Below are 23,971 nucleotides of genomic sequence, written 5' to 3'. Positions count from 1 at the left end.
ACCGTAATGATTGGACACAAAACGACCTCCAAGTGTTCAATTTATCACCAACACTTGGCGAATGCGGTGAACTTCGTTATCTTATGTCGCGCAAAGAAAAGCGAAAAGGAAGCGAAAATGCTTATTCGACGCATGGAATTGCGTGATTGTGACGCGATCAATACGATTTATAATTATTACATTACACACACCGCCATTACGTTTGACTTGTGCCCATGGCAATTAGCCGAACGTGAACAATGGTTCGCTCAGTTTGACCCGTCCTCCTGCTATCAAGCTTGGGTGGCAGAGCGAGACCAACAAATCCTTGGCTTTGCTTACAATACGCCTTTCAATCCCAAGCAGGCTTTCCACATCGCCTCAGAAATCACCATTTATGCGGCCCCCGATGCCGGTGGCCGTGGGGTTGGCTCTGCATTAATGCAAACCTTGCTTGACGGTATGCGCGATAAGGCCCTGCGCCACGCCTATTCTCTCGTCACCCTACCCAACCCAGCGTCATTGGCATTGCATCGTCGCTTTGGCTTCCAACAAGTTGGACAGCTAAATGATGTCGGTGAAAAATTTGGCCAATACCACAGTGTGGCAATGCTAGAGTGCGACCTGACGGTTTGAGCATGTTATTTCCCTATCGAATAAGCCCCCACCTCCACTTTACGCCAGTAAGGTGCCCTAATTTGATGCCGTCATAACGACGTTTCAGGAGTTTAGTAGTATGAAAGTTCGCACCAAGGTTTCTGCGGCGATCATCTCCGCCTGTGTTATTTGTATTGTCGCCACCGCCGCGGTGTTGGCAAACCGAACCACCACACTGTTTGGCGATGAAATGCGCGAGCAGGCGATTAGCCAGCTTAAAGCCGTGCGTGAAGCCAAACACTCAGAATTAACCAGTTATTTTTCATTTATCGGTCAGCAATTAACATCCATGGCCGACTCCACCATGACCGAAAATGCGGTCGATGCTTTTAGCCAAGCCTATCGGCTTTACGGCCGCGAAGTCCGCACCGACAGATCAGCTCGCCGCGCGCTGCAAGATTACTACACAGACACATTTGGCGAGGTCTATCAAGCACGTAACGATACCAACGCCAATGCACGGTCTAACCTCGCGGCTCTCGCCCCTGCCACTCGGACATTACAACAGTTTTATATTAGCGGCAGTCCACACCCTCTGGGTGAGAAAGACAGGTTGGTGACCACCAACGACGGCTCTACGTATGACAATGTTCATACTCAATACCATCCTAATTACCACCGTTTTGCCGAGACTTTTGGCTATCAAGATATTCTGTTAGCAGACGCCAACGGCCGTATTGTCTACTCGGTGGCAAAAGAAATTGATTTTGGCACCAGCTTATTTGCAGGCCCCTATGCCACTAGCGGGATGGGCGATGCCTTCTTAGAAGCCATTGATGCAAAAGCCGGTGACATCAGCTTTGTTGATTACCGCCCTTACTTTCCCAGCTACGATGAGCCAGCCTCATTTATCGCCACCCCTATCGTCGAAAACGGCGAAACGCAGGGCGTACTCATCTTTAAATTGCCGATTCAGCGTTTGAGCGGCGTGATCAGCGGTCAAGGCCAATGGCAGTCAGCAGGCTTTGGACAAAGCGGCGAAATGTTTATGGTAGGGCCAGATAAAGTCTTGCGCACCGAGGCGCGCGCGTTACAAGAAGATAAATCAGCGTATTTAAACTTGCTGCGCACCAATGGCGTCAACTCAGACCTAATTCGCCGAATCGATTTCACCGATACTGCAGCGGGCCAGATGCCCATTACGTCCCGTAGCGTTGAACAAGCATTGGCCGGCGAGACGGGGACGGGCAAAGAACAAAGCTATCGTAACCAAACCGTCTATACCGCTTACTCACCGATTGACGTGTTCGGCACGCGCTGGGCGCTGATTAACCAAATCAGTCAACGGGAAGCCCTATCACAAGTGGCAACCATGCAAGATACCATTCTCAAAGCGACGGTGATTACTTCATTGGTGTTAGTCGTTGTTGCGATTGTGATTGCCTATATCCTCGGCGGCAATATTGCTAAACCGATGATTGCGGTCACCACCCGGATAAAAACCATTGCCGAAAACAAAGATCTAACCCAGCGTTTATCAGACAAAGGCAAAGATGAAATGGCAATGTTAGGCCGTTCTCTTAATGATATGTTCGCCAGTTTCCAGCAAGTGATCCAAGAAGCGCACCAAGCATCCGGGCTACTCGGTCAAGCGTCTAGCGATATTAACCAAGACGTAGCCACCATGCGCGATCGCGTGACCGATCAGGTCAAGCACACACATCAGGTCGCGTCTGCGGCCACAGAAATGGCCACCTCCGTCACCGATGTTGCCCAATATGCCAATCAAGCTTCCACGGCTTCTGATGATATTACCCAAGCCGTCAATAAGGGCTCACAAATTGGAGACGACCTGGTTGCGCAAATCCGTACCCTGTCATCGAGTATGGAAGCGGCCACAGCCACCATGGGGCGTTTATCGCAACAGAGCGAAGAAATCGGTACCGTACTGGATGTGATTCAAGCCATCGCCGAGCAAACCAACTTGTTGGCGCTGAATGCGGCGATTGAAGCGGCGCGCGCGGGCGAGCAAGGCCGCGGGTTCAGCGTGGTCGCCGAAGAAGTACGTACCCTGGCTTCTCGTACCCAGGATTCAACGGAGAGTATTCGCGATAAAATTGCCGCATTACGTCAAGAGACGCAGTCAGCGGTGGCAGATATGGATACCACCAGCCAAACCGTCGACGCTTGTGTGGATTATTGTCAGCAAAATAACGCCGCACTGGTTGATATTGCCAACATGGTCACCGAAATCAATCAGATGACCTCACACATTGCCAATGCCACTCAGCAGCAAACGCAAGTGACGACAGAAATCAGCGAAAGCATCTCTGATATCGCGCAATCGGCTGAAACCGTCTCACAACGCACGCATGACACCGCAGAAACCGTCACCGGCTTAAGCCAACGGTCAGCACGTCTGGCTGATACTATCGGTCATTTCAAAACTGAGTAAATACTCACCCTATCTAGGGAGGTCATCGCACCTCCCTGCTTTTCTCGCTGTCTGTCTAGAAACCACTCATTAAGACTGACTAGCTAGACACACGCTCACCATTTGTTCAAATTTTATCCCCTTTTCTACGCACTTTTTATCCGCAGTGACTAGATTCAAAACGTGATGTAAGAAGGAGTGTCACGATGAGAATCAGTAATAAGATCACGCTCGCAATCGTTGCGGCATCATTAACCTGTGTTTTAACTATTGCGGCTATCTTAGCGTTTAGAACCATCGGCTTATCATCACAAGCACTTGATAAGAAAGTAAAATCGCAACTAACGGCAGTGAAAGCGTCGAAAAAGTCGGAAATAAGTAATTACTTCAAGTTCATTGGTGATCAAATTAATACGCTGTCAGACTCAACCATGACAGAAGATGCATTGGCACAACTGGCACAACTGGCACAACTGGCACAAGCATTTAAAAGCATCGCCGCAGACACTGCCAACTCTCCCAGCCAAGAGAGCCAACTAGCCAGTTATTATCGCAATCAATTCGGCGCGACCTATCAAGAGATTAACGATACCTCTACCGACGTAATGGGAAGGTACAATCAGTTACCTGTTGTAGCGAAACGGTTGCAACACGCGTATATCAGCGACAACCCCCATCCATTAGGAAGTAAAGATGCCATGGCAAAAGCCAACGACGGCAGTGTCTACAGTGAGATCCACAGCGTCTTTCATCCCAACTTTCAGCATTATTTAAAAACCTTCGGCTACTACGATATTTTCCTGGTCGATAATCAGGGCAATATTGTCTACAGCGTTTACAAAGAGCTGGATTACGCGACCAACCTATTAACCGGCCCGTACTCAACCAGTGGTTTGGCTGATGCCTATAAAGCGGTACGCAAAGCGCCGCAAGGGGAACTGGGCTTCATTGATTTTCGCCCTTACTACCCCTCCTACGACAGCCCGGCTTCATTTATCTCCAGCCCGGTTTACAAAAACGGTCAGCAGATCGGGGCGTTGATATTTCAAATGCCAATCGATCGTATCAGTGAGCTCATTAGCAATAATGGTCAATGGGCTGAATCAGGGATGGGCAAAAGCGGCGAGATCTTATTGGTTGGCCCCGATAACCTATTACGTACACAACCACGTCTTTTAAGTGACGATAAAGACGCCTACCTCAGTGCACTAGAAAGCCATGGGCTCAATGCCGATACCATTCACCGCATTGATTATCAAAATTCCGCTGCGGGTAACCAACCCCTCGATAACCCTGCGGTAAAAAGGGCGCTACGGGGAGAGCAAGGGTTTATCACGCAAACGAGCTATCGTAATACTGAGGTGCTTGTTTCTTATTCACCCATTGACGTCTACGGGGTGACATGGGCGGTGATCAGTCAACAAGACACCGATGAAGCCTTTACAGCCATTACCAAATTACGCACTGATATCGGCGTAGTAACCGCGTTCACGGCAGTGCTGCTCGGCAGTCTCGCCGCACTAGCGGCGTATTGGTTGGGTAAAAGCATTGGGGCGCCTATCTTGAAACTCGCCACCAGCATCAAACAGGTGGCAGACAGTAAAGATTTGACCATCACGTTGCACCACACCAGTAAAGATGAGCTCTCTACGTTGGCTGACAGCCTCAATGAAATGTTCCAAAGCTTCCGAGACGTGATTCAAAAAACACACGGCGCGTCAAAAACCTTGTTGTCATCAGCCAACGATATCAGTGATGACGTAGTCGCTGTGCGCGGGCAAGTGGACGAGCAAGCCAAAAGCTCGAACCAGGTCGCTACCGCTGCCACACAGATGGCCGCCTCTATCAGCGAAGTGTCAGAGCATGCGAGCAATGCCTCTGAAGCGTCTGACACCATTACCCTCACTGCCAATGAAGGCAGCCAAAAAGGTGAAGCCTTGGTCAGCCAAATGCAAACACTCAAAGATCACATGGACAAAGCCACTCGCTCGATGGAGAAACTATCGCACGAGAGTGAATCAATCGGATCCGTGTTAGATGTGATTCAAGAAATTGCCGAGCAAACCAACTTGTTGGCGCTCAATGCGGCGATTGAAGCGGCGCGAGCTGGTGAACAAGGAAGGGGGTTTGCCGTGGTCGCTGACGAAGTGCGTTCTTTGGCGACACGCACCCAATCCTCTACAGAGGAAATTCGTGCCAAGGTCGATGCATTGCAACAGGAGACGCGTGGTGCCGCCGATGGGATGACCCAAGCTAATGACGCGGTGACCCGAAGTGTTGAGCATTGCCACGAAAACAACGATAAGCTGGGTCAAATCAAAACCATGATTGAGCAAATCAACGAAATGAATATGCAAATCGCCACCGCGGCCAACCAGCAAACGCAGGTTACCGATGAAATCAGCCAAAATGTCAACACGATGGCACAATCGGCTGACCATGTTTCAGAGCGCACGCGCAACACTGAGCAAACCGTCAATCACTTACGTGAGCATGCCAGTACCTTGGAAGCGCGGATCAGTCACTTTAAAACCGACTAAGATCCAAAGGGGTCGGCCTCAAGGCCGACCCCTTCGTTTTCACCTTGTCGGACGATTATTCCATCACCGGCTCACGCTCTAACTCCCGACGCTTCTCTTCACCAAACCCGCGCAAGCCCACAACATGGACGTGCTCACGATCATTGAAGATTTTACGCACCAGTTTATACGTCGTCCCTTGCTCTGGGCTGATGTTTTCTGGTGCCGCAATCAACAACTGCATATCTAAACGATGACACAGCTCAAACAAGGTTGAGATCGATTTGGCATCCAAGCGCGCTGCCTCATCGAGGAAGAGTAAGCGACATGGGATCACATCTTTGCCACGCAGTCGGCGCGACTCTTCTTCCCAGCTTTGAATCACCATCAGCAAGATAGCCTGCCCGGTACCAATCGCTTCACCGGTCGACAAAGCGCCGGACTCTGCTTTCAGCCAGCCATCCGTTCCTCGATTAACTTCAATCCCCAAGTCCAGATAGTTACGATAGTCCAACAGCTCTTCACCCAAAGTCTGTGGCGCACGTTGCCCCATTTCAATATGCGGGTTCAAACGTTGGAACAACTTCGCCATGGCTTCCGAGAAGGTGAGGTTTGGGTTGCCGAACAAATCTTGGTGCTGATCGGCATGTTCAGCCAAGCCCATCAGCAACTGTGCATGGGTTTCACGGATAGACACATTCAGGCGCACACCTTGCACTTGACCAAAGCCTACGTTCTGTAGCCCTTGGTTGAGCATGCGGATCCGGTTTTGTTCACGCTGAATCGTCTTGCGAATAATATTGGCGACCGATTCAGAGCTGATTGCCAAGCGTTGTTCACGCTGCGTGAGTTCTTCAGTAAGACGAGCCAGTTCGACTTCCATTTCCTCAATCGCTTCAACCGGATCATCGGTGCGAATAATGTCGTGGCGGATACGTTCGCGTAAGTGCTGATACACGGCGACATAGAACAAGACTTTACGCTCAGGCCGCCCGACATCCTCAGAGGCACGCAAGGCATCGCGCAAGGTTTCGTTGTCCGCAACCGCAAGGCGCAATGCACCTAACGATTTATCTGATAATGAGCGCAACTCGTCAGCAGACATATACGCCATTTCTCGACGATGCAGTTGTTTTTCTACCCCATTGTCGCGCGCAATACGCAGGACACTGCACCAACCCGCTTTGGCGTTGACCACAAACTGGCGCAGCTCTTTGTACTGCTTAAGCAGTTTACGCAGCTCTTTAGTCAGTGATTTGGTTTCCATCTCCAGCGATGTGATACCGCGAGACAGCTCGCTATGGCGCTGCCGCGTCTGGTGCATTTGCTCGTACAAGGCATCACGACGACTTTGCGCACGCATTAAGGCATCTTCATCCGCTTGCACACCCAACTCACTGAGCTCTCGTTTAAACTCGTTCAGCGTCTCTTGCTTAGATTGATGGGCGCTTTTGAGTGACGCGAGCACCTGGTGATATTGACTCGTCTGCGACTGAATCTGCTTGAGCGATTCACGCTCACGTTGGCGCACCTGTTCGGCGTCTTTGAGTTTGGCTTTTAGCTGTTCATTAAGCTCACTGCTTTGCGTCAGCATTTCAGACGCATCTTGATAAGCAAAGTGCGGACGACGCTCCGCTAAATCCGCGACTGCAAACACTTGCTGCTTAATAGCCTGTAACGTGTTATCCGCCTCTTGGTAGGCCTGCTCTAGTTTATCAAATTGCTCAGGGTCGCTGTCGAGCGTTGCGAGGCTTGTTTCCAGTGCCGCCAAGGTTTCACCATGTTGCTGGATAAAGCCTTGTGCCTCTTTCGCCGCCTCTACGCGCTCAGTAGCCATTTGCAAGCGCGCCTCAAGGTTATCCTCTGTAAGCGCCTCGGCACAGTAGCGAAGTTTATCGAGGATTTGCAGCGCTTGCTGACACCGCGTCACCTCCGCCTCATGTTGTGCCAATGCCTGTTTGGCATCGGTTATCGCACGCTGCGTCTGCGCTCGTTTCTCGCGGCAAGCGGCGATCGCCTGCTCAGGGTCGGGCTCAAACGCCACCGTGAGGTGCTCGGCAATAAACTGACTAAAGGCTTGAGACAAGCGTTGCCACTTTTGTACATCAAAAGAAGCTTTGGCGTGATCTTCGACCAAGGCCTCCCGCTGTTCACGTAGCTGCTCAAGACGGTGCTCTCGGGCAGCACGACCAAACAGTGGGGTAGCTGGGAAGCGCGAATAGCGCATTTGCCGATCATTGAGGTGTACACACACGGCACCCGACAGCTCTTGCGCATCAAACACGCTATCATCAAACGCGTCTGCGTCACCCTCAATGATGTATAAGTCATCAGGACATGCGTCTAAATCCGTGAGCTTATCCTTTACGCCTTTTAGATCGGGCACCACGATGGCATGCCGCGCCGGGCCATACAGTGCGCTGAAGTAAGGAGCGTCATCTAAGGTGATATCATCATAAATTTCAGAGAGTAAGGTACCACCAAGTGTGTCGGCGAGGCCTTGCAATTGCGCATCGTCGCTGCCACCTGGCTGCGCTAGTTGTTCAATCGCCTGTTCAATCTCCGCCTTCTGTTTGCCCAGTAGCTCTTGATGCTGCGCGCGCGTGCGCACCGCCTCATGCGTCTCATGCATCGCCGCCATGACCGCTTGGCCATCCTCCAAGCTTTTTTCAGTTTGGCTTTCCAGTTTGGTCAAGGCGTCATTGGCCGCAAACCAAGACGGTGCTTTGCCCTCAAGCGCTTGGATTTCCAAATCAATCGCTTCTTGTGTCCGTGCCAACTCGCGGACTTGCTCGGCCTGAGTCTCTTTTTCCTCTTGTAGCGCGTCGCGTCGTGCTTGCTGCACCGCTGCGGCTTGCTCGACCGCGTCACTGTCAGCCAGCGGTTCGCCTGTTAGGTCCTGATATTCCGACACTAACTGACTCGCTTGCTGATATTGCTCAGCCCGTTGGTTCAGTTCACGCTGTTCATACTGGCGCTGTGTCACACTGTCGGCCAGATAGCGACGCTCTCTGCCCTGCTCGACCCAACGCTTTGCTTCCGTTCCCGCATCTGCGCGGGGCACGGATGGATCAAGACGGTGCAAAAGATGCAAACCCTGTTCAAATTGATTGGCCGTCGCTGATGCTAGATCGCGTTTGTGTTTGAGTGACAGTACGCGATCGGTTTGTTCAGATTCTTGCGTTTTCAACGCTTGTAACCGTGTCGTGGCCTCGTCTGCACTGAGGGTCTCATCCTCAGTGAGGCGGCGGGCGGCTTCTAGCGCATTAACCGCTTGTTGGTATTGCAAAGACCGCGTTTGTTGCGTGTTGAGCGCTTGTTGATAGTCGGCAAGCTGAGTCTTCAGACTATCCACTTCCTCTTCACTTTGCGCCGCACGCAATTCAGCCTCAGCAAGCTGCTCTGTGGCCTCTTCCACCACCATGATTTGCTCTTCCAGCTTTTCAGAAAGCTCTAATAAGTCTTCCTCGTAACGCTGAATCTTTTCTTGTTGGCGCATCGCGGATTGCACCAACTGCAGATGATCGGCCGCCGCTTGGTGATCTTGCTCGAGATGATCTTGTCCCGCTTCCAGCTCGGTTAATTCTGCGCGCATGGTTTCCGCATGCTGCTGCTTTTGCTGCAATGTCTGCTGTGCGGCGTTCAGCTCCGCCCGCAACGATAGCGCTTGTTCCAGCTTGCTTCGACGCTCATTGGCATGACGCATATAGTCCGAGGCCACATAATGGGTCGCTTCGGTGATCAAATGCTTAAACAAATCACGATCGCGCTGCGTCAGCTTAATCGCCTCAAGCGTCATACGGTTTTCTTTAAGTGCCACTTCCATATCTTGGAAGGCTTTTTTCACGCCACCATTTTGTGGTAACAGATATTCACGCAACGATTTGGTGATCGCGCTTGAAATACCGCCGTAAAGCGAGGCTTCAATTAGTCGATAAAACTTGCCTCTATCTTGCTGAGTGCGCAGCTTTTTCGGTAGCACACCAACTTCAAACATTTGCGCGTGGTAGTCAGTCACTGAATTAAACGCTTTAAAGTGCGCAGTCTCATACGCGCCCGCCGCGTCTTTTACTTCGTTCAGCTGACGGACTCGCGCTTGGCCATTGCCCAAAGTTTCCACCAACACATCGGTCGGCGCCACCGATGAAGGTAAGCCTTGTAAGACAAACGGCTTGATATCCACCTTCTTATCACGCCCTGCCACTTGTTGAAGACGCACACCAAACAGCACCCGCTGTTGGCGTGAATTCACCACATCTAACGCGGCATAACAAGCGCCAGGCTGTAGTTTACCATGCAAGCCCTTATCACGAGACGCGCTCGAGCTCCCCGCCTCTGTGGTGTTACGGAAGTGCAACAGGGTTTGGTCAGGGATCAACGAAGTGATAAAGGCCGCCATGGTGGTCGACTTACCCGCGCCGTTCCCGCCTGATAAGGTGGTAACAAGGGAGTCAATATCAAAGGTTCGTGCAAAAAAGCCGTTCCAGTTCACCATGGTGAGTGAGTGATACTTACCGCGCTGACTCATACTGTCGGCTCCTCCGTTGTCTCTTTGTCGGCATTGTCTGCGTCTTCATCCGAGTAGTCATCAAGCAAGCTTGATTGAATATGCGCTTGGCTATGCACCACGGCTTCCCCGTCACGAATCAGACGCAACTGGGCTTCTTGTGGATCTTCCCCGGTTCGTACATCGGCACCAAAGCGGAAAGTCGCTTCACTGACGCGGAATTTGCTTCCTTCACCGATGGGTAAAATCATCCCAAGACGACGCAAACGTCGCAGCGAGGTTTTCACTTTGTCGAAAAGCTTTTCACGGTCAAGATCAGAGCCCGTTGCACGATGCGTGACCAACTTCATCAGTTTTTTCTCATCCGCCAACGCCAGCAGCTCATCAAAGAGCTCTTGGGTGGTAAAGATCCCCTCTTGTGCCAAGCGCTCTGGGCTTAAGTACAAAAAACAAAGCACTTTGCCAACCAGCATATCGAGCTCAGACAACACGCTGCGCCGAATTAAACTGGTTGAGCGAGGACGAAGATAGAAAAAGCCCTCTGGCGCACGCACGAGCTCAGCGTTATAACGCTGGTAGAAAATATTAAGCTCTTGCTCAAATTCCATCAGCAAGGCGTGGTTATCCAGATCGTCGCTGGCAATATGGCGGCCAGCACGCAGTGCACTGTCCAACGCCGGGAACAAAGGGTTAGCAATGGCTTTGGCCAGCCCTTCTGGCATTGGCTGTTCAGTATTTATCGATGACATTCGCTTGTACCTTAGCTCCGAAGTCGTTAATCGCCTGCCAATCAGGCTGAATCGCGTTAAGATCAGATTGGGAGTAGCCCATGCGGACCGCTTGGTTGATCACTAAGCGCGCGAGATCAAAATGGCGAGCTTGTGGATGCTCGGCTAAGTAATCTTTCAGAACACGACCTAAGTCGATCGCTTGTCCGGTTTCTCGGTGACGGTTAAGCATCTGGGACACTTTGTGTGATAGACCGTCGTCGACCACACTCAACTGCTCAAATGCCACTTCTTCTGGCATTTCCCCCGTCACTTCATCGTCACGCAATACCAACGCTTCATCGCGCGTATCACGCAGCCGCTCAGCATCGGCGTAAGTCAAAAACCATGGTGCATCAAGGTAGTCCGATACCGATTGACGCAGACGCTGACTGAATGCACGGTTTTTGTCCATATCAATCGCGGTACGAATAAATTTATGCACATGGCGGTCGTAGCCTATCCATAGGTCGATGGCTTGCTGTCCCCAGTTCACAATCCGATCCAGCTTCATTTGCAAGCTGTATACCATGCTATCAACGAAATCGAGGTCATCTCGGCCCCGAACCACTTCTTGAATCTCCAGAAGCTGGCTTTGAAGTTCATCCCCTGCGGCTTGCAGTGTTTCTTGCAACTCTTGCAAGGTGCTCGAGGTTTCGTTGAGCAAGTATTCACAGTTGGCGATTGCGGCTTGCCAATCTTGGGTCAGTAGCGCAGCAATGTCTTCTTTTACCTGTTGCTGCTGCTCATCCATGACCCGCTGGTTAAGATCAATACGGTCAAAAATTTCTGCGACTGAGTACTTCAACACGCCATAAACATTATGGCGCCAAAAAGCGGCATCACCATCTTGCTCGGCAGCGCGACGCGCCTTGGCGATTTCATCGGCCACCATGGATAGCTGCACTGAAAGCTTTAAGGTTGAATACTCACGGTGACGAGCATAATAATCTGCAATCCCCAACGCCAACGGGGTGAGACGATAAATGCTGTCGCCATCAGTCATTTCACTGGTGAACCGGCTTAGCAGCCGCGCTTGTACCATCTCGTTGATGGCATTATTGGCACGGAAGGCAACATTACCAAGGCTGCCCCCTTCATCACTCGTAAACTGCTCGCTAACCAACCGAAAGACGTCCACGAGCTCGTGCTCACTCAACTCATCTTCTAATCGTTCCTGGCTCATCACCGCCATCGCTAGCAAAAATGCCAAGCGCTCCGGCGGCAGGTTTAACCCCAAGCCACTTTGTTTCACCCAACTGACCAACTCAGGTACTGTCTGAGCGTCGTCTGCCCAATACTGGGAAGACTGAGCCTGATCACTCATCCGTTGTCCTTGTTTTCATCTTGATTGCTTGGGGCATGATGTTGGCCCCAGACATGAATATATCGCCCAAGAGACACAAACGGCTCTTGGCGGCAAAGCTGCTGCTCTAATGCAATAACTTGCTCAAAGGTAAAATCACCAATATTGGTATCACGCATATAATCGTGAAAGGTGCGCACGCCTGTTTTACCTTTGAGGGTAATGTCACTGTCTTGCATCCATCGATACACGCTTTCCGGTTGCAAGCCTTTCGGTGGCTGAAGCTTAAACCGCTTGCGGTGCGGCATCCCCTCTTCAACATGCGTCAAGTTACCGCAGACAAGGTTCTTAAATAGCAACCCGGTTTGGTTATAAAACATGACTGACGCCATCCCACCCGGCCGCAAGTGCTTGAGCAAGTCTTTCAACACCAGCTCCGGTTCGGCAGTCCACTCCAATACCGCATGGAATAAAATCACATCCGGCATATCGGTCAAATGATCGCCAACTGTCTGCACCGACGAATGAACCAGCTGATACTGCGCAAGTAAGCCCTGTTGTTCAATCTCCTGACGGGCTAAGTCGAGCATTTGCGAAGAAAGATCACATAAAGTGACCCTGTGACCACGCGCAGCCAAATGCCGAGACAGAGGAGCAACGCCACCGCCGGCATCCAAAATATGCAGCGTCTGCTCTGGTGGAAAACATTGCAGGATCTGCTCGATGTCGTGCCAAACTACCGCTTGGCGGATTTCGCCTTTGCCCGATCCATAAATGTTTTTAACAAATTTGTGGGCAATGTCGTCGAAATTTTTATCCTCAGTCACAATGGCATTCGTTATCATTGAGTGGTAGAAAGGCATATTCTGTCACAAGCCTTACGTTAATAAAGGTTTATGGCACTATTTGTGCCTCGTTTGACTATATTTCGGGCGACATTGCATGTTTGAATTAAAAAAACTTATCTCAACCTTGATAATGCCCTTGCCCGCGCTGTTGTTGTTGGGTCTTTTCGGGCTATGCCTGCTTTGGTTCTCTCAGCGTAAAAGGCTGGCATCTTTTGTTATCTTCGTTGCGTTTGCTGGGATTTTTCTCACTTCGTTTCAACCGGTCGCCTCTGGGCTCCTTCGTCCACTTGAGCGTCAATACACCGCGTTTCTCCCCACGGAAAAGCCGGTAGACTTTGTAATGGTACTGGGCAACAGTCATGTGGTAGATGACGCCATACCCCCAACCTCTGAGCTTTCTCGTGCGGCGTTAATGCGCCTCGCAGAGGGCATCCGTATTCACCGTATGTACCCCACCTCCAAGCTGATTTTGTCAGGTTATGACCATGGTTATGAAGTCAGCCATGCGCGTATGTTGGCACGAGTCGCAATGGCGTTGGGTGTCAATAAAAACAGTATCCTGTTGCTTGAAACCGCCAAGGATACGTGGGAGGAAGCCTATCAAGCCGCGTCCGTTGTTGGCAGCAGCAACCTGGTGCTCGTCACTTCGGCGGCACATATGGACCGTGCCGTCTATGAGTTTCAAAGCGCCGGTCTCAACCCCATCCCAGCTCCCACTAACTTCATGGCGCAAAAGCAAATCAAGCAGCCATGGATAAAGTACGGCCCGCGTGCACAATATCTAGAGCAGTTCGAGCGATATTGGCACGAGCGCTTGGGGCAAGCATGGCAGAGGCTGCGCGATTTTATCGCGCAACCGGCCAATTAAGATCCCCAAAGCGCATCAACCACCAAAAAAGCCGCGATTGATTCGCGGCTTTGTTATTACCATTGCAGTAGGCGTAAAACCGCGCCTATGCGTCGCTATCTGCGGCTAAACAGGCGCGTACTGCCTCTAAGTCCGCTTGGGTATCGACGCCATGCGGCGGGGTCTGTGTGGCAACTGCCACATGGATCTTCTCGCCATGCCATAGCACACGCAGTTGTTCCAATGATTCAATCTTTTCCAACGGGCTCGGCGCCCAGTGGATGTAACGGCTGATAAATCCTGCACGATAGCCGTAAATACCAATATGGCGCAGTAACGCCTGCGGAATATCAGGTGATTCGGCCTCAAAATGATCGCGGTCCCAAGGGATGGTGGCGCGGCTAAAATACAGGGCAAACCCTTTTTGATCCGTTACTACCTTCACCACATTCGGGTTAAATACCTGCTCTTTGTCATCAATCGCAACCGCCAAAGTGGCCATCGGTGCCTGGTCATTTTGGCTGAGGTTCTCCGCCACTTGACCAATTACCGCAGAGGGGATCAGCGGTTCATCGCCTTGCACATTGACGATGATATCGTCATCGGCAAACTTATAACGTTCGACCACTTCCGCTAAGCGCTCAGTGCCCGATTCGTGGTCGGCACGTGTTAAACACACCTCTCCACCAAAGGCTCTGACCGCCGCTTCAATACGCTGGTCGTCGGTGGCAACAATCACCTGACTGGCACCGGCCGCTTGAGCGCGCTCGTATACATGTTGGATCATCGGCTTACCGGCGATATCAGCTAACGGTTTACCCGGCAAGCGGCTTGAGCCAAACCGCGCCGGGATCACCACATAAAACGGGCTCATCCCTGGACCTCTTCCAGTGACATATCGCGAGCTTCTGATTCAAGCAGCACGGGGATACCATCAATGATCGGATAGGCAACACGATCAAACTTACAAACTAACTCATTGTTGTCTCGTTGATAATAGAGTTTTCCCTGGCATGATGGGCAGGCAACAATTTCAAGCAGGCGGTGATCCATAGCGTTCCTTTATTCTTTATTCGCGTTTGTGTGCAAACGTTCGATCTTAGTCAATACGGCCTGAGCCGCCTCGTCAGGCAGCCGCGCCTCTACCGGCAAATACCACCAGTTATCTTGGGCGATCCCTTGGTATTTTACCGCATCTTTTTCTGTCATCAGCAAATGTTGCCCCTTCTTGCTCAAGCTGTCCAGCTCGTCGGCGTTGAGGGTTTGATGATCGTTAATTCCTTGGCTATGAACAGGTGTCACGCCCATTTGTTGTAAGGTATTAAAAAAACGTGGTGGATGGCCAATCCCTGCTACCGCCACCACTTGCGGTAGCATTGAAGCTTGACAGCGTTGTCCCGTGCGTAGGTTAACCGCCAAGCCGGGCACCAGATGCATCCCCCACTCTTGGCCTTGTGGCGTGCCGCCATTGGTGACCAATATATCGACGCTCTCAAGCCTATCGAGTGATTCGCGCAACGGTCCCAGGGGCAGGTAGTGACCGTTACCAAACCGACGCTGGCCATCAATGATCACGATTTCGATGTCTCTATCCAGCCGATAATGCTGCAGGCCATCATCCGTGACCACGATATCTACATCTTCTTGGAGGACGCGCTTAACCGCCTCGCTGCGATTGGGGTCAACACAAACCGGCACCTGAGTGCGACGCGCAATTAATACTGGCTCGTCTCCCGCCGTACGCGGAGGCGTGGTTTGGCTGAGTAATAGTGGATACTGCTCAGATTTCCCGCCATAGCCGCGTGATACCACCCCTGGTCGGTAGCCATGCGCTTTTAGGTGTTCCACCAACCAAATCACAAACGGGGTTTTGCCATTGCCGCCAATCATGATGTTCCCCACCACGATAACCGGCACAGGTGCTGAATAGCACTGTGTTTTGCCGCGTAAAAACTGGCGACGACGATGGCGTACAATCATGCCAAACAACGCACTAAGCGGCCTTAATAATACCGACCATAGCGGGCGTTGATGACCAAACCACAGTTGCTCTAACATACTCAGTCACCAAACTGAATACGGTGAAGTTGTGCATAAGCGCCATCACGTTCAAGTAGTGCTTGATGACTACCTCGTTCGACAATTTCACCTTCGTCGACAACCAGAATCTGATCGGCATCTTCAATGGTCGACAGCCGGTGTGCAATCACCAACACCGTACGGTCTTTTTGCAGCTCATCCAGCGCCGCCTGAATCGCACGCTCAGACTCGGTATCCAGTGCCGACGTTGCTTCATCCAGGATCAAAACTGGCGCGTTACGCAGCAAGGCGCGCGCAATGGCCAAGCGTTGACGCTGTCCGCCTGACAAGCTCACTCCGTTTTCACCAATCATGGTGTCATAGCCATGATCGAGCCCGCGGATAAAATCATCGGCATAGGCAAGCTTCGCGGCATGCTCTATTTGCTCACGGCTGTATTTATCTTCTGCGGCATACGCGATGTTATTCGCCACCGTGTCATTAAACAGATGAACGTTTTGCGACACCACTGCGACATGCTGACGCAAATTACCCAGGGTATAGTCCTCAATCGGTACGCCATCAAGCGTAATCACGCCACTGTCTAGTTCATAAAAACGGGTTAACAGATTAGCAATGGTGCTTTTTCCTGACCCTGAGCGTCCCACCAGGGCCAGGGTTTGACCCGCGGGGAGCTCGAAGCTGACATGGTTTAGCGCGGGCGCATCTCGAGTGGGATAGGTGAAGACCACATCCTCGACCTTAATATCGCCATTGACCTGCTCTACCTCGTGCGTCCCGGTGTCTTTCTCGGTCTCAAGCTCCATCAAGTTAAACAAGCTGTGGCAGGCCGCCATCCCGCGTTGGAATTGCGAGGTAACGTTGGTCAAGGATTTAAGTGGCCGCATCAGACCGAACATGGCACCAAATACTACCGCAAAGGTACCTGCGGTCAGCTCAGAGCGGATCGCCTCGGTGTTGGCCAAAATCAACACCACCACCAATGCCATTGACGCAATCAACTGGATCACTGGGTTGGCAATCGCTTGTGCGGACACCAGCTTCATGGTCTGCTGACGCATACGGTTACTGACTTTCTCAAAACGTGTCTTTTCAACGTCTTGCCCACCGTAACTAAGCACCACTTTGTGTCCTTTAAGCATTTGCTCGGCGGAGCTTGTCACCGACCCCATTGCATCTTGCATATTGGAAGAAATGCGACGGAAGCGCTTAGATACGATGCGGATAGAAATCGCGACCACCGGCGCAATCACCAGAAGAATGGCGGAAAGCTGCCAACTTGACCAAAACATCAGTGCCATCAATCCGATAATAGACGCGCCCTCTCGCACCAAGCTGACCAAGGCGCTACTGGTCGCTGACGCGACTTGTTCTGAGTCATAGGTAATTCGCGAAAGCAGTGCCCCCGACGACTCTTGATCGAAAAAGCTGACGGGCATTTTCATAAAGTGATTGAACATGCGGCGGCGCATGGTCATCACCACATGGCCCGACACCCAAGATAAGCAATAAGCGGACACAAAGCTCGACAAGCCACGTATCACCATGAGTGCGACTAAATAGACAGGCATCCACTTGAGGAAATCGCCTTTGACATCATCATAGGTAAAGCCTTGATCAAGCAAAGGCTTCAGCATTGAGAGCATCAGGGTGTCACTGGCGGCATTAATCACCAACGCAATAATGGCAACAATGAGCCCTACTTTATAGTTGGCAATGTAGGGCCAAAGCTGCTTAAACGTCTGCCAGGTCGTTTTATCGTGATATTCGCTCATTAAAATCGTTTAGATGTGTAAAACAGACGGGCATTCTACTCTTTTACAAGTCTGCGTCCAAATATACTGGCCGACGTTTAAACATCTGACGATACCAATAATCGCTGCGGTTCTGCCGCCAACGTGTTAACTGCCAACCAGAGCCAACATCTTGCCAACGCACTTGGCCATTCGCGGCGGTATCAAGCCAGATAATACCGGCGTTTTGATACGCCAACTTCACGTCTTGTGAAGGAAGCTGCCATGGATTAAGAAGCCCGGTTGACGCCACGCCCCAAATGGGTTCAACGGCGCGAATAAACGCCGAGGAAGACGAAGACGCACTACCATGGTGGGGCACTAAGAGAATGTCACTATCAAGCGCCCGTTTATCGGTCAGAGACGCCAACAAATCAGCCTCTCCACTGGCTTCTATATCGCCTGTGAGCAACACGCTACGCCCATCGCCAGACACTCGGATCACACAGGAATCATCATTATCAGCACGCGGCTTTTGTGCCGGGGGCCAGAGTACCGAAAAGGTGAGCCCTTGCCAGCGCCAACGCTCGCCGGCCACACAGGCTTGATACCCAACGCGACGCTCACTGGCGCGGCGCCACTGTGGTGAATAGGTGTCAGACATATACTTCGCCCCACCATCATGATCACTGTCGCCATGACTGAGAATGAGGCCATCTAGCTGCCTGATTTGCCGATGTGTCAGAATCGGCGCGATCACCGCTTGCGCAATGCCACCCACCTGCCAGCGGTTGCCTGTGTCATAGAGCACCGCGCGGTTATTCTTACTGATCAAAACCGCCAAACCATGCCCGACGTCCAACACATCAAGTTGCCAGTGTCCTTGTTCAGGCTCACGCCACGCCACCACAACAATCAACAATGCGATCGTCACCCAACTTAAACGATGCCAACGCCAGCCGTACAACCCCCAGATAAGAACCATTGCAGCAAATGCCCACCCAAAAGCGGAAGCCGGTGCAGGTAACCAAGTTTCAGTGGCATACTCTGCCAGTGCCATAACCGGCTTGAGGCTGGTACTGGCCCCATCCCAGACCGCTTGACTCAGACCTGAAAACGATAAACTCGTCGTTAACAACCCAAGGAAAACCAAGGGAACAGTCACGATTCCAACCCAAGGGACCGCGATTAAATTAACCGGTGTCGCGGCCCCGCTAATACCGGCAAACAACCCCAACTGCAAAGGGAGCATCCCCACTAATAAAATCAGTTGAATACCAATAAGCTGCTTGATTGGACGAAGCCAAGGCTTTGTGTGTTTTCGACCATCAGAAGCGGCGTGAGTCAGCGTGTAATGCGCCATACATAAAGCTCCCACGGCCGCAAACGAGAGCCAAAAACTCATTGAGAAACCGGCAAAAGGATCGCGGAGCACTACCAGCAATAAGGTTAGCTGCAACAAATTGAGCGGCGAAATCCGCGCTCCCAAGCGCTTACTGATCGAGACCAGCATCAATGCAATGAGCGCGCGTTGCGTGGGCAATGCAAACCCGGCTAATGCCGCATAGAGTGCCGCTACTCCTACCGCAACGTACAAGGGCAGCCATAGAAATAGGCGTCGTTCCGGGAGAAAGACACGCGCCCAACGGCCGATTTGCCACCCTATTCCGTAGGCCAAACCAATATGCAACCCTGAAATGGCCATCAAATGGGCTAAACCACTGTGCGTCAGGGTGTTCCAGTGCGCTGGAGTTAGCCACTCGCGCTCGCCAAGGCTCAATGCCAAAAGGTGCGGCCCAAAGGAAAGCGGCGACAAAACGGGGCTGAGTTTATCAAGTAATTGCTGACGCCAACTCACCTGCTCGGTTAACCGCGTTGCTTCTTTGAGCCGAGCTTTGGCATTTACTCGCCGTGCAACGTAGTATTTTTCAGCATCAAAACCTGCCTCGTTTAATCGCCCATAAGGCGGCTTAAACGTCACCACCAACTGCCAACGCTCGCCTTGCTTAGGATACGGGGGAGATTGCCAATAAACACGCACTCGGGCTGAGCGAAAAGGCGGCAATCTTGTGTGATTAATTTTATCAACGTCAAAAATAATCGCTTGCGCTCCCTTTTTTGCGCTGAAAAGGGTGCCCACTTTCCCACTGATTGTAGTATCCTCTTGGTGTGAAATGACGTGGATCACGTCGGCTTGATACAAGTTTGCGGACAATACAGCCCAAGTGAGCCCTAACGCGCTTCCAGCAAGCCACCACCAACGTCTTTTCCACCCAACAAAGAAGACGATCACTGTCATGATGCAGACCCAAAGTGGCGGTAATATTGGCCACCAAGGTAGCGACAGCACGGCCAGTGCGGCAGTCAATGTAAAGGTCAGCGTCATTGCGTAATTTCCAGGTAATGTAAACAGGTATGCCCAAGAAGTTTTTCCAACGCTATATGCCCAAGCGTGAAACATTGCGCGACAATAAGGCACTCAGGGTGTTTGGTAGCCTGTTGCATGATCCCAACTTATGGTGCCTTAACCGCCGGTCAGCATCTGGTGCCTTTGCCGTCGGCCTGTTTATGGCATTTGTCCCCCTGCCAAGCCAAATGATCATGGCCGCCGGGCTGGCGATCTTATTTGGGGTCAACTTGCCGCTTGCCGTCGCTTTAGTATGGGTAAGCAACCCCATCACTATGCCAGTGCTTTTTTATCTTGCTTATAAGCTCGGTACCTGGATGATGAACAGTCCACCATACCCGTTTCACTTCGAGCTCTCTTGGCACTACTTAGCGGAGCAAATGAGCCACATCGGCCCACCGTTTTTATTAGGCTGCGCCACCAGCGGACTGGTGATGGCTGTCATCGGGTATTTCACCGTGCGTGGCATCTGGCGCTATTCTGTGGTCAGAAGCTGGGAAAAACGTAAGTTACGCTTGCCCAAGAAAATTAAAGAAGTTCTGCCGAATCCAAATAAATCCTCTTAAGCGTCTGATGGACTCTAAGTGAAGCATCAGACGCGACCAATGCTTCATTGGTATTCGTGCGACACACTCATCAGCTGTGTGTTCACTCATTGGCGCCCCTTCACGACTTAGCGAGCCAGATCAAAAAGAGCCCGATTTCGGGCTCTCAATGAAACAACGCAGCTATCTGACTGCCGCTTGCTATTTCGCGCTCAGCACCGCAGCCGGTTCAAGTTGGCACGCGCGTCGAGCAGGATACCAGGCAGCCAGCAAGCTGAGCAGTATGGCTGTGAGACTTACAAGCGCCACGTCCGTAGCATGTAGCTCACTGGGTAAGAAATTAATAAAGTACACATCACCTGACAAAAAGCGATGCCCGAGCCACTGTTCGACCTGAGACAATATCGCCGTGAGGTGAGTGGCGAGGGTAACACCCAATACACTGCCCAACACACTGCCTAAGGCACCAGAAAAGAGCCCATACCAAATAAAGATGCGACGGATCAGTCGATCGTCCGCCCCCATGGTGCGCAAAATCGCGATATCTGCGGCTCTATCTTTTACCGACATCATCAAGGTTGACACCACATTAAAGCAGGCCACACCAATGACTAACACCATCACCAAATACATGATGGTTCTCACCAATTGAATATCCCGATACAAATAACCGAACTCACTGGTCCAGTCTTTTAAATACACATAAGTGGTTAGCGTTTGGCCGACTTCATGCACAATCTGCCGCGCTTGCAACACCGGAGAGACTTTCAGCGACACACCGGTCACTGACTGGCCGATGCGCATAATAGATTGCGCGTCCTGAAGTCGCATCAGGGCCAATGAATGGTCGATTTGGCCACCGAGGCGCAACAGGCCAGCCACTTGCATTCTCACTCGCTTCGGGGCGCGTAATGCAAGTTGGCTATCCGTTGCGGGAACCATGACCGTCAACCAATCCCCTTGACTGACGCCCAGCTTTGCCGCCACGCCTTGTCCCAACACAATCTGCGACTGCCCAGACGGCAAGCTCTCCCAGCCACCTTCGATATAATCACCAATGCGACTCACGGTTTGCTCATCATCCGGATCGACGGCGCGAATTTTCGCAGGCTGCAGCGCAGAGCCATGCTCCATCAACACGGTCATTTCAACATAGGGAGCCGCAGCCACCACATTGGGATGCTGTTCAGTCTGACGTTTTACCTGTTGCCAATTATCGATGGGACCATTGACACCAAACACTTGTGCATGCGGTACCACAGACAGCACACGTTGATTCAGTTCGCGCTCAAAGCCGTTCATCGCAGACAGACCCACAATGATCACCATCACCCCCACCGCAATCCCGATCACTGACGACAAGGAAATAAACGACACCAAACGATTCCGTTGTCTAGCGCGACTAAAACGACGGCCGATAGCCAACGATAAAGGCTTCATGCTCCCTCCTGCCCCAGCAATTGGCCATCTTGCATCGTCAGCTGACGGTCTAGCTTGGCGGCGAGCTCGCTATCGTGGGTCACCACCAAAAATGCCGTGCCATGCTGCGCGTTGAGCTGGCGCATCAAATCATAAATTTCCAGCGCGGTGGTGTGATCGAGATTCCCCGTAGGCTCATCAGCCAGCACCAACTTGGGTTCATTGACTAACGCACGCGCAATGGCAACACGCTGGCGCTCGCCACCTGATAGCTCCGATGGACGGTGACTGAGTCGGTGTCCAACCCCTACCGCGTTGAGCATCGCCGTCGCACGCTCAGACGCCGCACTGTGACTCATTTTGTTAATCAACAGCGGCATCATCACATTTTCCAGCGCGGTGAAATCGGCGAGCAAATGGTGAAATTGATAAACAAACCCGAGAGTTTGATTGCGCAGCTTCGCTTGCTGCTTGGCCGTCATCGCATTGACCGCCTCACCCTCAATCCACACGCCACCTTCCGAGGGCAAATCGAGGGTACCCAAGGTGTGTAATAATGTACTTTTCCCCGAGCCCGAGGAGCCCACTATCGCCACCAGCTCCCCCGGGGCAATGGTCAAGGAAACATCGTTTAACACGCAGGTCGGCTGTCCGCCCTCTTGATACGTTTTACTGACGCGGTGACAGGACAACAAAGATTTACTCATAACGCAGTGCCTCAGCAGGGTGAACAGATGCCGCTTTAAATGCAGGAAATAACGTGGCTAGCACACTTAGCACGACTGCTAAGCCTAATACCATCGCCACATGAAAAGGATTAATAACCACAGGTAACGCCAAACCATTACCCAACAAACTCACACCAAAAATAGACATAATTTCATTGATATATGCTGATAGGAGCACGCCGAGGATGCCACCAACCGCTGCGCCAAGCACACCACTCAAACTGCCTTGGGCAATAAAGACAGCAACAATGTCTTTATTTTGCATCCCGAGGGTTTTTAGAATCGCAACCTCAGATTGTTTCTCCATAACCACCATGATCAGCGCAGAAATAATGTTAAACGCGGCGACAATCACAATCAGGCTGAGCATCAAGCTCATCATGTTTTTTTCCATTTTTACCGCTTGAAACAGCTCGCCGCGCCAAACACGCCAATCCGTCCACGTATCGGGATCGGCGTGTGTCTTTAATTGGGTAATGGCAAATGGATCATCTAAAAACAGGCGCACATCATTGGCATTGTCTGGTGCGATACCACTCAACCTGGCCACATCCTTGATGTTAGCAAGCATCAGTTGCCCATCAACATCCGTGCCGGTATGAAAGATCCCCGCCACCGTAAAGAGACGTTGCGCAGGGATCCGCCCTATCGGTGTAAAGCGGCTGGCACTGGTTACCATCACCCGAACCGGATCGCCGACTCGCAATTGCAACTCAGAGGCCATGCTGCGCCCAATGATCACTTGATACTCACCAGGGCGAAGTGCGGAGAGGTCACCTTGCAAAAGGTGGGCGGCCAAGGGTTCATGCGCATTAGGGTCAACGCCCTCCAACAAGCCTGCACTTAAACTGCTGCGGCTTTGAATCACGGCATCCGTGGTCTGTATTGGTGCCGTATCAATCACGTGAGGCCAACGTTCAATCGCGGTTTGATCTGGGTGTGCTTGCCCGTTGGCAATAATCGCATGGGGCAACACGCCGAGTATTCGGCCTTTCAATTGAGCTTCGAAGCCATTCATCACCGACGACACCGTGATTAAAGCCATCACGCCGATGGCAATGCCTGCGGTGGACATCGACGAGACAAATCGGCCAAAACGGTCGGCTGAACGGCCGCGTAAGTATCGCAAGCCAATAAACACCGACAAGGGTTGAAACATAGCGCACCTAGCTTATTGTTTTGATTCGTTGCAAGCATACCTGTCCAACACAGGGACGCCAAGCCAACCTTACTTTAAAGCCAGGATTCACAGCATAAACACCGTCTCCTTTACCAAGAAAAAGCAACTAACCTTT

The 23,971-nt window shown here is 51.6% G+C and carries 16 protein-coding genes and 1 pseudogene; 5 read left to right on the top strand and 12 right to left on the bottom strand.

The annotated features are described in order from the left end of the window. The first annotated feature begins 117 nt into the window (after positions 1-117). The 3 genes from BZG74_RS12360 to BZG74_RS12350 all read left to right on the top strand — a co-directional run bounded on the left by BZG74_RS12360 (position 118) and on the right by BZG74_RS12350 (position 5,550). Entirely contained in the window at positions 118-615 is a 498-nt protein-coding gene (locus BZG74_RS12360; RefSeq protein ID WP_077772880.1) for a GNAT family N-acetyltransferase, read from the top strand. A 100-nt stretch (positions 616-715) separates the two neighbouring features. Continuing rightward, a complete protein-coding gene (locus tag BZG74_RS12355; protein ID WP_077772879.1) occupies positions 716-3,031 on the top strand; it encodes a methyl-accepting chemotaxis protein in 2,316 nt (771 codons plus the stop codon). Positions 3,032-3,216: 185 nt separating this feature from the next. Beyond that, positions 3,217-5,550 carry a methyl-accepting chemotaxis protein gene (locus BZG74_RS12350; RefSeq protein WP_077772878.1) on the top strand — a complete coding sequence of 778 codons (2,334 nt, stop codon included), beginning with the start codon at positions 3,217-3,219 and terminating at the stop codon, positions 5,548-5,550. A gap of 55 nt (positions 5,551-5,605) precedes the next feature. Here BZG74_RS12350 and mukB read toward each other — a convergent pair whose 3' ends face one another. The 4 genes from mukB to cmoM are packed head-to-tail and all read right to left on the bottom strand — an operon-like array spanning position 5,606 to position 12,936. Further along, positions 5,606-10,057 carry a chromosome partition protein MukB gene (mukB, locus tag BZG74_RS12345; protein ID WP_077772877.1) on the bottom strand — a complete coding sequence of 1,484 codons (4,452 nt, stop codon included), beginning with the start codon at positions 10,055-10,057 and terminating at the stop codon, positions 5,606-5,608. After that, entirely contained in the window at positions 10,054-10,785 is a 732-nt protein-coding gene (gene mukE, locus BZG74_RS12340) for a chromosome partition protein MukE (protein WP_077772876.1), read from the bottom strand. The genes mukB and mukE overlap by 4 nt, the downstream gene beginning before the upstream one ends. After that, a complete protein-coding gene (gene mukF / locus BZG74_RS12335; RefSeq protein WP_077772875.1) occupies positions 10,766-12,130 on the bottom strand; it encodes a chromosome partition protein MukF in 1,365 nt (454 codons plus the stop codon). The genes mukE and mukF overlap by 20 nt, the downstream gene beginning before the upstream one ends. Next, the gene (cmoM, locus tag BZG74_RS12330; RefSeq protein ID WP_201247385.1) at positions 12,127-12,936 is read right to left on the bottom strand and encodes a tRNA uridine 5-oxyacetic acid(34) methyltransferase CmoM; all 810 of its coding nucleotides are present in this window, start codon (positions 12,934-12,936) and stop codon (positions 12,127-12,129) included. The genes mukF and cmoM overlap by 4 nt, the downstream gene beginning before the upstream one ends. Before the next feature lie 115 nt (positions 12,937-13,051). Here cmoM and elyC point away from each other — a divergent pair, with 115 nt between their 5' ends. After that, a complete protein-coding gene (gene elyC / locus BZG74_RS12325; RefSeq protein WP_077772873.1) occupies positions 13,052-13,825 on the top strand; it encodes an envelope biogenesis factor ElyC in 774 nt (257 codons plus the stop codon). A gap of 85 nt (positions 13,826-13,910) precedes the next feature. On the opposite strand, the gene kdsB is transcribed toward elyC, so the two are convergent. The 5 genes and pseudogenes from kdsB to BZG74_RS12300 form a co-directional block, all read right to left on the bottom strand. After that, a complete protein-coding gene (gene kdsB, locus BZG74_RS12320; protein ID WP_077772872.1) occupies positions 13,911-14,678 on the bottom strand; it encodes a 3-deoxy-manno-octulosonate cytidylyltransferase in 768 nt (255 codons plus the stop codon). Then, positions 14,675-14,857: a Trm112 family protein gene (locus BZG74_RS12315; protein WP_046073143.1), complete on the bottom strand. Its 183-nt coding sequence runs from the start codon at positions 14,855-14,857 to the stop codon at positions 14,675-14,677. Before BZG74_RS12315 ends, kdsB begins: the two co-directional genes overlap by 4 nt. Further along, a pseudogene (gene lpxK, locus BZG74_RS12310) lies at positions 14,838-15,862 on the bottom strand (tetraacyldisaccharide 4'-kinase). Before lpxK ends, BZG74_RS12315 begins: the two are co-directional and overlap by 20 nt. Before the next feature lie 2 nt (positions 15,863-15,864). Then, complete coding sequence (gene msbA / locus BZG74_RS12305; RefSeq protein WP_077772870.1) at positions 15,865-17,619, bottom strand: lipid A ABC transporter ATP-binding protein/permease MsbA; 1,755 nt, start codon at positions 17,617-17,619, stop codon at positions 15,865-15,867. Positions 17,620-17,662: 43 nt separating this feature from the next. Continuing rightward, positions 17,663-19,963 (bottom strand): DNA internalization-related competence protein ComEC/Rec2, encoded by a 2,301-nt coding sequence (locus BZG74_RS12300; protein ID WP_158020653.1) that lies wholly within the window; start codon positions 19,961-19,963, stop codon positions 17,663-17,665. Positions 19,964-19,992: 29 nt separating this feature from the next. On the opposite strand from BZG74_RS12300, the gene BZG74_RS12295 reads away from it, so the two are divergent. Further along, positions 19,993-20,550, top strand: a complete 558-nt coding sequence (locus BZG74_RS12295; RefSeq protein ID WP_077772899.1) for a DUF2062 domain-containing protein — start codon at positions 19,993-19,995, stop codon at positions 20,548-20,550. A gap of 180 nt (positions 20,551-20,730) precedes the next feature. Here BZG74_RS12295 and lolE read toward each other — a convergent pair whose 3' ends face one another. From lolE to lolC, 3 genes are read right to left on the bottom strand one after another with little or no spacing between them, the layout of a single operon-like run. Beyond that, positions 20,731-21,969: a lipoprotein-releasing ABC transporter permease subunit LolE gene (gene lolE / locus BZG74_RS12290; RefSeq protein WP_077772868.1), complete on the bottom strand. Its 1,239-nt coding sequence runs from the start codon at positions 21,967-21,969 to the stop codon at positions 20,731-20,733. Next, positions 21,966-22,655 carry a lipoprotein-releasing ABC transporter ATP-binding protein LolD gene (lolD, locus tag BZG74_RS12285; protein WP_077772867.1) on the bottom strand — a complete coding sequence of 230 codons (690 nt, stop codon included), beginning with the start codon at positions 22,653-22,655 and terminating at the stop codon, positions 21,966-21,968. Before lolD ends, lolE begins: the two co-directional genes overlap by 4 nt. Continuing rightward, positions 22,648-23,835 (bottom strand): lipoprotein-releasing ABC transporter permease subunit LolC, encoded by a 1,188-nt coding sequence (lolC, locus tag BZG74_RS12280; RefSeq protein WP_077772866.1) that lies wholly within the window; start codon positions 23,833-23,835, stop codon positions 22,648-22,650. The genes lolD and lolC overlap by 8 nt, the downstream gene beginning before the upstream one ends. Positions 23,836-23,971: the final 136 nt, after the last annotated feature.

The sequence above is a fragment of the Salinivibrio sharmensis genome, assembly GCF_001995985.1.
Classification (GTDB): Bacteria; Pseudomonadota; Gammaproteobacteria; order Enterobacterales; family Vibrionaceae; genus Salinivibrio; species Salinivibrio sharmensis.
Note: the sequence above shows the minus strand (reverse complement) of the source record. Positions and strands in the feature narration are given on the sequence as shown.